Source organism: Pantoea alfalfae, from assembly GCF_019880205.1.
In the GTDB taxonomy this organism is placed as follows: Bacteria; Pseudomonadota; Gammaproteobacteria; order Enterobacterales; family Enterobacteriaceae; genus Pantoea; species Pantoea alfalfae.
Genome location: NZ_CP082292.1, coordinates 1,841,092 through 1,855,983, shown reverse-complemented (window position 1 = coordinate 1,855,983; position 14,892 = coordinate 1,841,092). Strand labels below are relative to the sequence as shown.

15 protein-coding genes and 2 tRNA genes are annotated in these 14,892 nt (G+C 53.5%); 9 read left to right on the top strand and 8 right to left on the bottom strand.

The window, feature by feature from the left end; translation table 11 throughout:
- Positions 1-7: 7 nt before the first annotated feature.
- The 3 genes from galU to rssA form a co-directional block, all read right to left on the bottom strand.
- Positions 8-916 carry a UTP--glucose-1-phosphate uridylyltransferase GalU gene (gene galU, locus K6R05_RS08635; RefSeq protein WP_161733996.1) on the bottom strand — a complete coding sequence of 303 codons (909 nt, stop codon included), beginning with the start codon at positions 914-916 and terminating at the stop codon, positions 8-10.
- A 193-nt stretch (positions 917-1,109) separates the two neighbouring features.
- A complete protein-coding gene (gene rssB / locus K6R05_RS08630) occupies positions 1,110-2,126 on the bottom strand; it encodes a two-component system response regulator RssB (protein WP_013358053.1) in 1,017 nt (338 codons plus the stop codon).
- A 99-nt stretch (positions 2,127-2,225) separates the two neighbouring features.
- Positions 2,226-3,131, bottom strand: coding sequence for a patatin-like phospholipase RssA (gene rssA / locus K6R05_RS08625; protein ID WP_161734000.1), 906 nt, complete (start codon positions 3,129-3,131; stop codon positions 2,226-2,228).
- 96 nt (positions 3,132-3,227) lie between these two features.
- Here rssA and K6R05_RS08620 point away from each other — a divergent pair, with 96 nt between their 5' ends.
- The 5 genes from K6R05_RS08620 to xthA all read left to right on the top strand — a co-directional run bounded on the left by K6R05_RS08620 (position 3,228) and on the right by xthA (position 6,003).
- Positions 3,228-3,683: a YchJ family protein gene (locus K6R05_RS08620; RefSeq protein WP_161734002.1), complete on the top strand. Its 456-nt coding sequence runs from the start codon at positions 3,228-3,230 to the stop codon at positions 3,681-3,683.
- 56 nt (positions 3,684-3,739) lie between these two features.
- Entirely contained in the window at positions 3,740-4,588 is an 849-nt protein-coding gene (gene purU, locus K6R05_RS08615; protein WP_111140030.1) for a formyltetrahydrofolate deformylase, read from the top strand.
- A 144-nt stretch (positions 4,589-4,732) separates the two neighbouring features.
- Positions 4,733-4,817 (top strand) — tRNA-Tyr (locus tag K6R05_RS08610).
- A 36-nt stretch (positions 4,818-4,853) separates the two neighbouring features.
- Positions 4,854-4,938: transfer RNA gene (locus tag K6R05_RS08605), tRNA-Tyr, on the top strand.
- Positions 4,939-5,196: 258 nt separating this feature from the next.
- A complete protein-coding gene (xthA, locus tag K6R05_RS08600; protein WP_161734004.1) occupies positions 5,197-6,003 on the top strand; it encodes an exodeoxyribonuclease III in 807 nt (268 codons plus the stop codon).
- Between the two features lie 33 nt (positions 6,004-6,036).
- Here the strand turns inward: xthA and K6R05_RS08595 are convergent, their stop codons facing one another.
- The 3 genes from K6R05_RS08595 to K6R05_RS08585 form a co-directional block, all read right to left on the bottom strand.
- A complete protein-coding gene (locus K6R05_RS08595; protein ID WP_161734006.1) occupies positions 6,037-6,348 on the bottom strand; it encodes a DUF1496 domain-containing protein in 312 nt (103 codons plus the stop codon).
- Positions 6,345-8,261, bottom strand: a complete 1,917-nt coding sequence (locus K6R05_RS08590; protein ID WP_161734008.1) for a DNA topoisomerase III — start codon at positions 8,259-8,261, stop codon at positions 6,345-6,347. The genes K6R05_RS08595 and K6R05_RS08590 overlap by 4 nt, the downstream gene beginning before the upstream one ends.
- 192 nt (positions 8,262-8,453) lie before the next feature.
- Entirely contained in the window at positions 8,454-9,005 is a 552-nt protein-coding gene (locus K6R05_RS08585) for an NAD(P)H nitroreductase (RefSeq protein WP_161734010.1), read from the bottom strand.
- A 173-nt stretch (positions 9,006-9,178) separates the two neighbouring features.
- Here K6R05_RS08585 and sppA point away from each other — a divergent pair, with 173 nt between their 5' ends.
- From sppA to pncA, 3 genes are all read left to right on the top strand, one after another.
- A complete protein-coding gene (gene sppA / locus K6R05_RS08580; protein WP_222925403.1) occupies positions 9,179-11,041 on the top strand; it encodes a signal peptide peptidase SppA in 1,863 nt (620 codons plus the stop codon).
- Positions 11,042-11,126: 85 nt separating this feature from the next.
- Entirely contained in the window at positions 11,127-12,140 is a 1,014-nt protein-coding gene (gene ansA / locus K6R05_RS08575; RefSeq protein WP_161734014.1) for an asparaginase, read from the top strand.
- Positions 12,141-12,156: 16 nt separating this feature from the next.
- Complete coding sequence (gene pncA, locus K6R05_RS08570; RefSeq protein ID WP_161734016.1) at positions 12,157-12,765, top strand: bifunctional nicotinamidase/pyrazinamidase; 609 nt, start codon at positions 12,157-12,159, stop codon at positions 12,763-12,765.
- A 30-nt stretch (positions 12,766-12,795) separates the two neighbouring features.
- Here pncA and K6R05_RS08565 read toward each other — a convergent pair whose 3' ends face one another.
- Both K6R05_RS08565 and msrB read right to left on the bottom strand, forming a co-directional pair.
- Complete coding sequence (locus K6R05_RS08565; RefSeq protein WP_013358061.1) at positions 12,796-13,077, bottom strand: YeaC family protein; 282 nt, start codon at positions 13,075-13,077, stop codon at positions 12,796-12,798.
- Positions 13,078-13,081: 4 nt separating this feature from the next.
- Entirely contained in the window at positions 13,082-13,492 is a 411-nt protein-coding gene (gene msrB, locus K6R05_RS08560; protein WP_222925402.1) for a peptide-methionine (R)-S-oxide reductase MsrB, read from the bottom strand.
- 342 nt (positions 13,493-13,834) lie between these two features.
- On the opposite strand from msrB, the gene gapA reads away from it, so the two are divergent.
- Positions 13,835-14,833 (top strand): glyceraldehyde-3-phosphate dehydrogenase, encoded by a 999-nt coding sequence (gene gapA / locus K6R05_RS08555; RefSeq protein ID WP_013358063.1) that lies wholly within the window; start codon positions 13,835-13,837, stop codon positions 14,831-14,833.
- Positions 14,834-14,892: the final 59 nt, after the last annotated feature.

Sequence of the window (14,892 nt, the reverse complement as noted above, 5' to 3'; positions counted from 1 at the left end):
TTATGAATTACTTTTTGTTGCCAACTGCGCCATCGAGCCATTCAGAGAAATCTTTGCCCAATACCGGATGACGAACACCGTACTCAACGAAAGCCTGCATGTAGCCCAGCTTATTACCACAGTCATGGCTCACGCCTTTCAGGTGATAAGCTTCAACCGTCTCTTTTTCCATCAGCATCGCAATGGAGTCAGTCAGCTGAACTTCGCCGCCTGCACCTGGAGGAGTTTTCGCCAGCAGTGGCCAGATGTCTGAAGACAGCACATAGCGACCTACAACGGCCAGATTTGATGGTGACTCTGACGCTTTAGGCTTTTCAACCACACCAACCATAGGTGCGCTGTCGCCTGGGTTCAGTTCTGCGCCCTGGCAATCAACAACACCGTACGCGGTAACATCGTCAACCGGCTCAACCATGATCTGGCTGCGGCCAGACTCTTCATAACGGCTCAGCATTTCTGCCAGGTTATCTTTGGTTGGGTTGGATTCATATTCGTCGATGATGACGTCTGGCAGGATGACCGCAAATGGCTCATCACCGATCAGCGGGTGTGCACACATCACAGCGTGACCCAGACCTTTAGCGATGCCCTGACGGACCTGCATGATGGTAACGTGTGGCGGGCAGATTGACTGGATTTCATCCAGCAGCTGACGCTTAACGCGTTTTTCCAGCATTGATTCCAGTTCGAAGCTGGTATCAAAATGGTTTTCGATGGCATTTTTTGATGAATGCGTAACCAGCACAATTTCGTTGATGCCAGCAGCGATACACTCGTTGACGACATACTGGATTAACGGCTTATCAACCAGCGGTAACATCTCTTTTGGAATCGCTTTGGTAGCCGGGAGCATACGCGTACCCAAACCCGCTACCGGGATTACCGCTTTTTTTACTTTGGTATTATTGGCAGACATTAAGATACCTCTCTTATAGGCCGTTCAAGTTAATACTTGATATGTCGGTTTAAAATCGGAAATGAGTATATCAGTTAGTATCGAACGGATTTATCCTGGAAGGGACTAAACTGTCGAAATTAAGACTATTACCCAACTGTAAAGCTAAACTCTGGCCCTGAGTTCATCGCCAGAATCTCTCTGTTTTTTACCCTTACTCTTCTGTAGACAGCATCAGCCGGATGCGACCACCCGCGCCCCATACGTGGCACTGCCAGTTATCTGCGCGCTGACTGATTTGATTAAGATGGGTGCTGCCCATAGTGCCAAGCGGGACACCATTACTGAGCTGAATCTGATGGGCATGCACATGTAGTGTGGCGTTTAATCCGGCCGAAACCAGAATCAGATTTTTTAAACCGCGATGATAGTAACCAACCAGTAGCGGGAACTGACCGCTCAGGTTCGCCTGACGCAGCAGCAGATTGACCTGTCTGAGTAGTCCATTCAGCTCCGGAAGACGTTGTTTTTGGCCCGTGAGCTGCTCCTGCAGCAGGCCATTAAACAGTGCGCGCAGCAGCAGTGCCGCCAGCACGCCGTTATCACCGGCGCGCGTCACATCGAGACAGTAAAACGCCAGATCTTTGTCGGAGAGTGCCGCGATATCAAGTACCAGACCAGGCTGCTCGGCCATCGTCAACTGGCGATAGTTAATCCGGCAGTTGGCAATGGTCTGCTGTACCGGCGGCTGAAGTTGCTTGAGCAGCTTGGCGGCTGCTTTTGGATCGCGAACCAGCGCATCCCAGTCCTGGAAAAGCTGCTCATCCTCCTCCACTTTTGAGGTGAACATTGAGGGATAAAGGCACTCATAAACCGCTTCACGGAAGCGTTCGAAGTTTTTGAGTGGCTTAAGCAGCACATCCTGCACCCCAAGACGCAGCACATGAGCGATATCAGACATGTTTTCAGTGGCCGAGATGATCAATATCGGCACGACATTGCCACGGGTACGAATATGTTCAACAAACTGGATGCCACTCATACGGGGCATTTCCAGATCGCAGATAATCAGGTCGACAGTATGCTGTTGTAGTTGTGCAATTGCTTCCAGACCATCTTCCGCTTGTAACGTCACAGCACCCATCGATAACAAAAATTGGTCCAGCAACGAACGGAAAACAGCCTCATCTTCGACAATGAGTATCTTTTTGCCGAGTAGTGGTTTTTCCATTCTTTCCCCCTGCGTACCAGATAATTCAATAGTGGTTCATAAAACGCAGTTGCGCCTTTCAGTATTGCCCGAAGTCACCGTTTTGAATGAACAACCTGATTATCTGCCACGGACCAGTGGTAATAGTTCATCCATTTTCTTCTCTACGGCGGCCCTGCCTGCCTCAATGGCCTCTTCAGCACGATGAAAATCCAGCGTCGAAATTTGCGGACAGATCGGCTGTATCAAAACATCGGGCGGATCGCCTGCCATACGGTTTCGCTTAAGGCGATTCTCCAGTACCTGAATAGAAGTAGACATAATCTCCATCGCGCCAGGTGACTGAGATGCACGGCGCTGGGTGAAATTCACCAGGCGCTGTCGCAACTTCCCCCCCCAACTTAATGCCGCTGCGGCGGCTTCTTCTTCACTGTTCTGAGGTGTAACGGAAAAGAGATCCTGCTGCATTAAATGTGCGTCATGCTGTAAGTCAACGGCGATAACAATGTCTGCCCCTAGGGCGCGCGTCAGTGAAATCGGCACCGGGTTAACCACAGCACCATCCACCAGCCAATACCCATTGTAGCCCACCGGCGGTAATAAACCTGGCATACTGCAGGATGCGCGTACTGCCTGATGCAGATCGCCCTCGGTCAGCCAGAGCTCACGTCCGGTACTGAGGTTGGTCGCCACCACGCCAAAGGGTTTATTACAGTGCTCAATCGCATCATTGGGAATCAGCTGACGGACATGGCTGAATACTCTTTCGCCGCGTAACAACCCGCCACGCTGCCAGGAGACGTCCATCAGGCGAATCACATCCCAGTAGCGAAATGCACTGACCCATTTTTCCATCAGCGGTAAACGGTTATTCACATAGGCAGACCCGACCAGTGCGCCGACTGAGCAGCCTGCAACAACGTCAATCTCAATACCGGCCCGCTCCAGCGCGTTAATCACGCCAATATGCGCCCATCCCTTGGCCGCGCCAGATCCAAGAGCCAATCCAATTCTTACCTTTCTCATTTGTATCTGGTCCTGCCGTCAATACGTAGCGTCACAACGTGGGGTCAGCTAACATAGCGCGCTTGTGAAATCGACTCATCATTCCCGGGAGACAATGTGTCAGAAACCTGCCCATGTTGTAGCGGAGAGCAGTATAGCGTATGTTGCGGGCCCTTTCTGCAGGGTAACCAGACTCCTGTTACAGCTGAACAACTTATGCGATCCCGTTATTGCGCCTATGTTCAGCAGAATGCGGACTATCTGGTTGCAACCTGGCATCCTGACAAACGCCATCCGGGGCTGTCGGGGCTTTTATCTGAAAGTTTTTCGGGCACCGAATGGCTTAGCCTGAATGTAACCCGTTGTAATCATGGAAACCATGAGAAAGAAGCTTTCGTTACCTTTTTTGCGCGATACCGCGAGAAAACAAACATTCATACCATTCATGAGCGTTCACGCTTTCTTCGCGAGGATCAACGCTGGTACTATGTTGACGGTACAATACCGCCCGTCGGGCGTAACGATCCCTGCCCGTGCGGCAGTGGCAAAAAATACAAAAAATGTTGTGGTTAAGCTGACGGCTACCCCAGCGGTTTACACCCTAATGCTTTGACAGGACTCTGATTGAGATGCAAGCGCAAACCATGCAAAGAAAAGTTTTACGAACCATTTGTCCCGATGCAAAAGGTCTGATCGCCAAAATCACCAATATTTGTTACAAGCACGAACTTAATATCGTGCAGAACAATGAGTTTGTTGATCATCGCACCGGGCGTTTTTTCATGCGCACCGAGCTGGAAGGAATTTTCAACGATAATACCCTGCTCGCTGATCTCGACAGCGCCCTGCCGCAGGGTTCAGTGCGGGAACTTCACAGTGCCGGTCGCCGTCGCGTGGTGATTCTGGTGACTAAAGAGGCACACTGCCTGGGCGATCTGTTAATGAAGAGCGCGTTTGGCGGCCTGGATATGGAAATTGCAGCGGTAGTGGGTAACCACGATACCCTGCGTTCACTGGTTGAGCGTTTCGATATTCCGTTTGTGCTGGTGAGTCATGAGGGGCTGACGCGGGAAGAGCACGATAACCGCATGGCAGAAGAGATTGACCGCTATCAGCCCGATTACGTGGTGCTGGCAAAATATATGCGCGTTCTGACGCCCGCTTTCGTGCAGCGTTATCCGAACCAGATTATCAATATTCATCACTCCTTTCTGCCCGCCTTTATTGGAGCCCGCCCTTACCACCAGGCTTATGAGCGTGGCGTGAAAATCATCGGTGCTACCGCGCACTACGTGAATGACAATCTCGATGAAGGTCCCATCATCATGCAGGATGTGATTAACGTTGATCACAGCTATACCGCGGATGAGATGATGCGTGCCGGTCGCGACGTAGAAAAGAATGTACTGAGCAACGCACTGTATAAAGTGCTGGGACAGCGCGTGTTCGTTTACGGCAACCGTACGATTATTCTTTAATCAGCCAGGACGCTGAATTGCCTGCAGATTCAGCGCTACGTGTAAAAAGTGGGCAAACAGTTGTGGTTTTGCCAGTGGGCGCTTTACACCCTTATCGCATTTGGTATGATGCGCCCCGCTTTAAAAGACAAAGATTCAGGCCATGGTGGGATTCCCGAGCGGCCAAAGGGAGCAGACTGTAAATCTGCCGTCACAGACTTCGAAGGTTCGAATCCTTCTCCCACCACCATCTGAATCTGAATCATCTTAAGCCACTTCAATCCCTGGTGGGATTCCCGAGCGGCCAAAGGGAGCAGACTGTAAATCTGCCGTCACAGACTTCGAAGGTTCGAATCCTTCTCCCACCACCATCCTGCATGTCGCACTTAATCCCAAAAAAACATCACAGCCTCCTGTTCTGCGCGGAGAGGGATGAGAACCTTCGATTAAGGTTCGGGTCGGGCATCGTGCACACGACTCCCAAAACGATACCTGAGCTTCCTGGTCTGCCTTACGCCTCCTCACGTTTCTTACCCGCTTTCGCACAATCTCAGTCTGTTCCGTCATGACTTTCTCAATAAAAATCGCTACCATCTTCGCCCATTACTTGCTGAATAATGGTCGATCTCATGAAATTTGTTTCATTTAACATCAATGGGTTGCGTGCCCGCCCACATCAGCTTCAGGCGCTTGTCGAACAGCATCAGCCCGATGTGATCGGTCTGCAGGAAACCAAAGTCCATGACGACATGTTCCCACTGGAGGAGGTGGCAAAGCTTGGCTATCACGTCTTTTATCATGGTCAGAAAGGCCATTACGGCGTGGCGTTGCTAACCAAAGCTCAGCCAGTGTCAGTCAGCCGGGGTTTTCCGGGCGATAATGAAGAATCCCAGCGCCGCCTGATCATGGCGGAAATTCCCAGCCCGATTGGCGACATCACGGTGATTAATGGCTATTTCCCGCAGGGCGAAAGTCGCGACCATCCCACCAAGTTCCCGGCTAAAGAGAAGTTCTATCGCGATCTGCAACGTCTGCTGACCGAGGATCTGCCTGCTGATAAGCCGGTTCTGATTATGGGCGACATGAATATCAGCAGCACCGATCGGGATATTGGTATTGGTGAGGAGAGCCGCAAGCGCTGGCTGCGCACCGGCAAATGCTCCTTCCTGCCGGAAGAGCGCGAGTGGATGGACCGCCTGCTGGGCTGGGGACTGGTTGATACCTGGCGTGAGCACAATCCGGAGGTGGCGGATCGCTTTTCCTGGTTCGATTACCGTTCGAAAGGGTTTGATGATAATCGCGGGTTACGCATCGATCTGGTGCTGGCGAGCAAAACCCTGGCGTCGCACTGCGTTGAGACCGGCATTGATTATGAGATCCGGGGCATGGAAAAACCATCTGACCACGCCCCCATCTGGTCAACCTTCCACTTTTAATTAATGGTCGCGTGGCAGAGCGCCACGCGACGGCTATTTCACTATCTTCCAGATAAGGTTGTTGGTGCCAAGAGACTGTTCATCACGCGCACACTGCAGCAGCACGCCCTCAGATTTCACTACCGCACCTTCTGTGTAGTTGCGGTTCTCAAAGATACAGCAGCGGAGACAGTCCTGCTGACGTCTCTCTGACTGCGTCCAGGCTTCAGGCGGCATATCCACCACTACATCAGTGTTTACACCATTGTTGCCCTGTTGTGGCATCGACTGATAACGACTGTTGGCCTGCACTGCGCTGGTCGCCAGCATCAGAGCCAGGGCCAGTAATACTGAATAATGCCTCATTCCGTCTCCTTCACTTTACGCCTGGTTTTGCGCACCGGACGTTTCTGTCCGGTGGACGGTAATCCCCGAAATGCATGCGCCGCAGGCTGCTGCCGCGCCTGCTGGATAAGGCCGGTTAAGGTCTGCACCAGCGGCTGCATAAACTCATCATAGCGGCAGGCCTTTTCGCTGATACGCGTCAGTGTCGATTCCCACTGCGCCGTCATATCCGGGCGCGCGGCCAGATCGGGCAGAGAGTGAATCAGGGCGCGTCCTGCATCCGTGGAATTGATGTAACGGCCCTTCTTCACCAGGAAGCCACGACGAAACAGTAATTCGATAATGCCGGCACGTGTGGCTTCCGTTCCTAAACCATCGGTCGCACGCAGCACTTTCTTTAATTCTTTATCCTGAACGAAACGGGCGATGCCGGTCATTGCAGAAAGAATCGTCGCATCGGTAAACGGGCGTGGCGGCTGAGTCTGCTTCGCCAGCACCTCGCCACGCTCACACAGCAACTCATCACCCTTCGCCACCTCTGGCAGCGGCATGCCGTCGTTCTCTTCATCACGCTCTTTGCTGCCCAGCAGTGCGCGCCAGCCCGCCTCAGCCAGGAAGCGCGCTTTCGCCACAAATTTTCCGCCCGCAATATCAAGGTCGATGACACATTTACGAAATACTGCATCCGGGCAGAACTGCATCAGATACTGGCGTGCCACCAGCTCATAGATATGCTGTTCATTTTCGCTGAGCTTTACCGCGCTGCTTCGGGCCGTGGGAATAATGGCATGGTGAGCATCGACTTTTTTATCATCCCAGCAGCGATTTCTGCGATCGGCGTTAAAGTCTGCTGGTGGGGTAAGCTGGGGCTGATGCGCCTGTATCGCCTTTAAGACCGCATGACGACCAGCAAAATGTTCTTCCGGCAGATAGCGGCTGTCTGAACGCGGGTAGGTAATCAGTTTGTGTGTTTCATAGAGCCGCTGACAGGCGTCCAAAACCGTCTGGGCACTCAGTCCGTACCGTTTTGCGGCCTCGATCTGCAGGCTGGACAGGGAGAATGGCAGCGGAGCGACGTCATTTTCGCGCTTATCACTGTAGGCCGTGACGATAGCGGGTTGACCGGTGATACGCGCTACCACATGATCGGCCAGTGCGCGTTTAAGCAGACGCCCCTCTTCATCCTGCCAAGGCTCACAGGCTTCGCTGGGGATCCAGCTGGCAACAAATCTGGCACCATCCGGCGTGAGGATATGTGCTTTAACTTCGAAGTAGTCTTTCGGCACGAAGTTTTCGATCTCCTCATCGCGCCGGACTACCAGCCCCAGTACCGGTGTCTGCACCCGACCTACCGACAGCACGCCATCGTAGCCAGCATTGCGTCCCAGCAGCGTCCAGGCACGGGTCATGTTGATGCCGTAAAGCCAGTCCGCCCGGGCGCGGGCCAGCGCAGAGACGCACAGCGGGATAAACTCGCGATTCTCACGCAGGCGATTTACGGCTCGATCCACTGCCTGAGGGTTAAGATCGTTGATCAGACAGCGCTGCACTTTGCTGCGTTTTTCAGCCGGCAGGTTAAGGTAATCCAGCACCTCATCCACCAGCAACTGCCCTTCCCGATCCGGGTCACCGGCATGCACCACTTCACTCGCCTGCGCCAGCAGACTTTCAACCACTTTCAGCTGCTTCGCGACCGACGGACGCGGTTTCAGCTGCCATTTTTCCGGGATGATCGGCAGATCGTTCAGCGACCAGCGTGCGTAACGGCTGTCATAACTGTCGGGCTGCGCCTGCTCCAGAAGGTGTCCCACGCACCAGGTGACGATCTGATCGTTGCCGCAGGCAATAAAGCCATCACCGCGGCGATGCGGTTTCGGCAGCACATCTGCGATAGCACGCCCAAGGCTCGGTTTTTCCGCAATAAACAAACGCATTGAATCAGGACATCCTTAACATCAGGGGAACACAGTGATAACCGGTTGTTCGCTGTCGGTTTGAATCTTGGGGCTATGTTAGCCTGGCAGGGCTTCGGGCGTAAGCGTGACGCGCGGTGTTAGCGATCGTTCGCACAGGAACCGTGCAAAAGGCAGGGCTGAAATGCACCCTGCCGGAACCGGACATGCAGATTAGAAGTAGCGGACGAAAGGCGCGGTGTCAGGCGGGAGCACCGTGGTGCTGGATTTCAGTTGCGGGGTCCCCAGATAAAGGAAGCCAACAATGGCATCCTGCTCGCGGCAGCCAAAACCCTGCCGTACCTGCTCGTCATCGGTCCAGGGACCGCTGCGCCAGATACCGTTGTAACCCTGAGCAAGCGCTGCCATCTGCATCGCCATCACCGCACAGCTGGCCGAGGCAATCTGTTCCCAGCGCGGCACTTTGTGGTGCTCTTCGCAATGTGCCACCACGGTAATAATCATCGGTGCGCGAAACGGCGCCTGGCTCGCTTTATTAATCGCCTTTTCATCCAGCTGGCTATCGCGTGCCGCCCTCTCCAGCAGCTGACTCATCCGGTCACGCCCTTCATTTTCTACAATGATGAAGCGCCAGGGTTGCAGCGTGCCGTGATCCGGGGCGCGCATGCCAGCCCGCAGGATATTTTCCAGTGCGTCACCTGCCGGTGCCGGCTCAGTCAGGCGTGAAGCCGAACGTCGGTTGACCAGTAACTCCAGTGCGTCCATGTTTCTCTCCCGATCTCTGTAATGTTGCCATTATCCTGGCACAGGCAGATTTTTTGTAACAGTGCGCAGTGATTTCCTGCTGACTTTTCACACGCCGCTCTTTAGGATGAGCTCGTCGGGGAAGTCTGGTCCGCGCGGCGGCCACTTCCTGCTACATATTTATGGAGAGTCTGATGCGCACATTGTGGCGAATAATTGCAGGTCTGTTCCGCTGGAGCTGGCGGGTATTGAATTTTATCAGGGAATTTATTCTGAATATTTTCCTGATTTTGTTGATTGTGGTGGGTGTAGGGATCTGGCTTCAGGTCAGCGGATCGGGCGGCAGTTCAGCGCCGATTCAGCAGGGCGCGCTGAAGGTCGATCTCAGCGGCGTGCTGGTGGATAAACCGTCGGTAAGCAACCGTCTGAGTAAAATTGGTCGCCAGCTGCTGGGTGCCAGCAGTGATCGCTTACAGGAAAATTCGCTGTTTGATGTGGTCGATGCCATTCGCCAGGCAAAAGATGACAGCAACATTAAAGGCATGGTGCTCGATCTACGCGAGTTTGCCGGTGGCGATCAGCCTTCGCTGCAATATGTGGGTAAAGCGCTGCGTGAATTCCGCGACAGCGGCAAGCCAATTTATGCTCTGGGCGACAGCTACAGCCAGGCGCAATACTACCTTGCCAGCTACGCCACGAAAATCTATCTGTCGCCGCAGGGCACCGTGGATCTGCATGGTTTCGCCACCAATGGACTCTACTACAAAACCCTGCTGGAGAAGCTGAAAGTCACCTCACACGTCTTCCGTGTCGGGACCTATAAATCAGCGGTCGAGCCATTCCTGCGTGACGACATGTCACCAGCGGCACGTGATGCTGACAGCCGCTGGGTCGGTCAGCTGTGGCAGAACTACCTGAATACCGTGGCGGCGAATCGCCAGCTGACGCCGGAACAACTCTTCCCTGGCGCAGCAGCGATTATTGCTGGTTTAAACGCGGTTAAAGGCGATACCGCGCAATATGCGCTGGATAACAAGCTGGTCGATGCCCTGGGTTCCCGTGCAGCAGCCGATCAGGAGCTGGTAAAAACCTTTGGTCTGGATAAGCAGAGCAACGATTACCGTAACGTCAGCATCTATGACTACAGCGTGAAACCAGCCTCCTCGCAGCAGGATGGCAACATTGCGGTCGTCATGGCCAGCGGTGCCATCATGGATGGGGAAGAGACGCCGGGCAACGTGGGTGGTGATACCACGGCCGCGCAGATTCGCGATGCGCGTCTCGATCCAAAAATCAAAGCGATCATTCTGCGGGTCAACAGCCCGGGTGGCAGCGTGACGGCTTCGGAAGCCATTCGTGAAGAGCTGGCGGCGGCCCAGGCCGCAGGTAAGCCGATTGTGGTCTCTATGGGCGGCATGGCGGCATCCGGCGGTTACTGGATCTCAACGCCTGCCAGCTATATTGTGGCGAACCCCAGCACGCTGACCGGCTCGATTGGTATCTTCGGTGTGATTAATACGCTGGAGAACAGTCTGGACAGCATTGGCGTACACACAGATGGTGTCGCGACCTCCCCGCTGGCGGATATCTCTACCACCAAAGCGCTGCCAGCGGAAGTTCAGCAGCTGATGCAGCTGACTATCGAAAATGGCTACCGCAACTTTGTGGGTCTGGTGGCGAAGTCGCGTCATAAAACCCCAGAGCAGATTGATGCGATCGCGCAGGGCCATGTCTGGACCGGCAGCGATGCCAAAGCCAATGGTCTGGTGGATGCGCTGGGTGACTTCGATGATGCCGTGAAGAAGGCGGGCGAGCTGGCGAAAGTCAGTAAACCTATGCTGAGCTGGTATCAGGATGAACCGACCTTCCTGGATATGGTGCTGGGCCAGATGAACGCCTCTGTACAGGCCGTATTGCCGGATACGCTGAAAGCCTGGCTGCCCGCACCGATGCTGGATGTGATGAGTGCCATGAAAGCCCAGCCGGGTCTGTTCGACAAGCAGAACGATCCTCAGAATCGTTATGCCTTCTGCCTGAACTGCGGCGAAGTGCGATAAACCTCTCAGCCCGGCCGCTGGTCGGGCTGCTTTTCCCCGCTATTCCCCTTATACTGCGCGTTTTATGGCGAGTCTGAGTTCTCTAATGCAAAAGAAAAACATCTACGTAGCCTACACGGGCGGGACAATCGGTATGCAGCGCTCTGCGCAGGGCTATATTCCGGTCTCAGGGCACCTGCAGCAGCAGCTGGCGAATATGCCCGAGTTCCACCGCCCCGAGATGCCTGATTTCACCATTCATGAATATCAGCCGCTGATCGACTCATCCGACATGACCCCGGAAGACTGGCAGTTTATCGCCAACGATATCCGACAAAATTACGATCGCTACGATGGCTTTGTGATTCTGCATGGCACTGACACCATGGCGTTTACCGCCTCTGCGCTCTCGTTCATGCTGGAAAATCTGGCCAAGCCGGTGATCGTGACCGGGTCGCAGATTCCACTGGCGGAACTGCGCTCAGATGGTCAGCAGAATCTGTTGAATTCTCTTTATGTAGCGGCTAACTATCCGATTAGCGAAGTGTCTCTGTTTTTCAATAACACACTTTATCGCGGTAACCGTACCACCAAGGCTCATGCCGATGGCTTCAACGCCTTTGCTTCGCCGAACCTCTCCGCACTCCTGGAAGCGGGCATTCATATTCGCCGCCTCAATACGCCACCTGCCCCGTCCGGTCAGGGTGAACTGAACGTTCACACCATTACGCCTCAGCCCATTGGTGTGGTCACCCTCTATCCAGGAATTTCCGCCGACGTGGTGCGTAACTTCCTGCGTCAGCCGGTGAAGGCGCTGATCCTGCGTTCTTATGGCGTGGGCAATGCCCCGCAGAACAAGGAATTTCTGGCCGAACTTCAGCAGGCCAGCGAACGTGGTATCGTGGTAGTAAACCTGACCCAGTGTATTTCAGGCAAGGTGAATATGGGCGGATACGCCACCGGCAATGCGCTGGAAGAGGCTGGCGTGATTAGCGGATTTGACCTGACGGTAGAAGCCGCGCTGACCAAGCTACACTTTTTACTCAGTCAGGAACTCTCTGCCGATCAAATCCGTGCCAGAATGCAGCAGAATTTGCGCGGCGAACTGACTGAAGACTGAAACGGAGCGACATGTAATGAAGCGGGCACTCATCATTATTGATATTCAGAACGATTTTTGCCCCGGCGGCCCGATGGCAGTCCATGAGGGCGACCACACGGTCGAGGTGGCTAATCGCTATGCGCGTTTGTTCCGTGAGAACGGTGAATGCGTACTGGCCCTGCAGGACTGGCACCCGGCCGATCACGGCAGCTTTGCCTCGGTTTCCGGTGAGCCGGTCTACACGCTGGGCGAGTTAAATGGTCTGGCGCAAATCTGGTGGCCCGATCACGGCATTCAGGGCTCAGCAGGTGCGGATTTCCATCCCGGTCTGGATCGTTCACTGTTCGATGCGACGTTCCATAAAGGTGAAGATCAGGATGTCGACAGCTACAGCGCCTTTTTTGATAATGGCCACCGTCGTAAAACCGAGCTGGACAGCTGGCTGCGTGAGCGTGGCATCACCCATCTGGTGATGCTGGGGCTGGCGACAGATTACTGCGTGAAATATAGCGTGCTGGATGCGCTGGAATTGGGGTATCACGTCGAGGTGGTCAAAGAAGGTTGCCGCGGCGTTAATCTCAATCCTGAGGACAGTGAAATCGCCTTTGCTCAGATGACGGCGCAGGGCGCGATTCTGATTTAAAAAAGGAGCTGGCATGACGCCAGCTTTTTTTTAGTGCAGATGAATGCGGGTGACATCCGGATCGATGCCGAACGCTTCTTTCAGCTCTTTTTTCGACTTCATCACCATCTCGCCGCCCTTAGCGATGGTCATATGCTGCGGCGCATCGTTATGTCTTGCCTGCCACAACATCACCAGTTGCAGACAGTTGTCGCGCTGTTCCTGCGTCAGTGCCACGCCATCCGGCCATTTTCCAATCTCAACTGCTGTTGCCAGTCGTTCGTAGACTTCAGGTGTCATCGACGCAAGCATCGCTTCAAGTTGTTCCTTCATCGCCTTACCCTTTTGTCTGTTCGCCCTGCTCGTCGGTGAAATTCAGCGAGGCGGAGTTAACACAGTAGCGTTCACCGGTCGGTTGCGGGCCATCGGGGAAGACATGCCCCAGATGCGCATCGCAGCTGCCACAGCGGATCTCAACACGCTGCATGCCGTGTGAATTATCTTCGATGTAGCGAATTGCATCGTCACTGAACGGCTGATAGAAACTGGGCCAGCCGCAGCCAGAATCATATTTAGTCTCTGAGAGAAAAAGTGGCGCCTCACAGACCAGGCAGTGGTAAATCCCTTCCTGCTTGTTGTGCAACAGTGCGCCGCTGTAAGGCGGTTCCGTTCCGCGTTGCTGTGTCACATAACGCTGCATTTCTGTCAGCTCGGCGATTTTTGCGTCGGGTGCGGTGTCTTTAGCCATTTTTAGGATTCCGGGGAAGTGCCATTCTGAAAAATTCGACTATTATTCTAACAAATGATCAACATTACCGGGTCTTTTTTTGTGCTCACCCTTTCATGCCGTCCACTGCAAAGCGTAATTGTGACTTTGATCACCTTTTATCCCGGGCATCCCTATATATTCGGCGATTGGTTCGACGAAACGCGATATCATTGGCGGCGCGCAAGCGGTTGCGCATCGAATTATTCCTGTCAGGCGAATTGACCTGTCGCAACAATTGACACGATTCCGCTTGACGCCTGGTAAGGTTTTTGTAATTTTACAGGCAACCTTTTATTCACTAACCAATAGCTGGTGGAATATATGACTATCAAAGTAGGTATCAATGGTTTCGGCCGTATCGGTCGCATCGTTTTCCGTGCTGCTCAAAAGCGTTCTGACATCGAAATCGTTGCTATCAACGACCTGCTGGACGCGGATTACATGGCGTACATGCTGAAGTATGACTCTACGCACGGTCGTTTCGACGGCACCGTAGAAGTTCAGGATGGCGCACTGGTGGTTAACGGTAAAAAAATCCGTGTTACTGCTGAACGTGATCCAGCGAACCTGAAGTGGGATGAAGTGGGCGTTGACGTTGTTGCGGAAGCAACCGGTATCTTCCTGACCGACGAAACCGCGCGTAAACACATCACCGCAGGTGCTAAGAAAGTCGTTCTGACCGGTCCATCTAAAGATGACACCCCAATGTTTGTTCGTGGTGCAAACTTCGACAAATATGATGGCCAGGATATCGTTTCTAACGCCTCCTGTACCACCAACTGCCTGGCACCGCTGGCAAAAGTCATCAACGACAAGTTCGGTATCGTTGAAGGTCTGATGACCACTGTTCACGCTACCACTGCTACCCAGAAAACCGTTGATGGCCCGTCTCACAAAGACTGGCGCGGCGGCCGTGGCGCATCGCAGAACATCATTCCTTCATCAACTGGCGCAGCAAAAGCCGTTGGTAAAGTTCTGCCAGAGCTGAACGGCAAACTGACCGGTATGGCATTCCGCGTACCTACCCCTAACGTTTCCGTTGTTGACCTGACCGTGCGTCTGGAAAAAGCGGCCTCTTACAAAGAAATCTGTGCTGCCATTAAAGCTGCTGCAGAAGGTGAGATGAAAGACGTTCTGGGCTACGTTGAAGATGACGTGGTTTCTACCGACTTCAACGGCGAAGTCCTGACTTCAGTGTTTGATGCTAAAGCGGGTATCGCGCTGAACGACAACTTTGTGAAACTGGTTTCCTGGTATGACAACGAAACTGGCTACTCAAACAAAGTTCTTGACCTGATTGCGCTGGTTTCTGCTAAATAAGGCAGACAGACATCATTAAGATTAAGGGCGACTTCGGTCGCCCTTTTTTTGATCCGCAC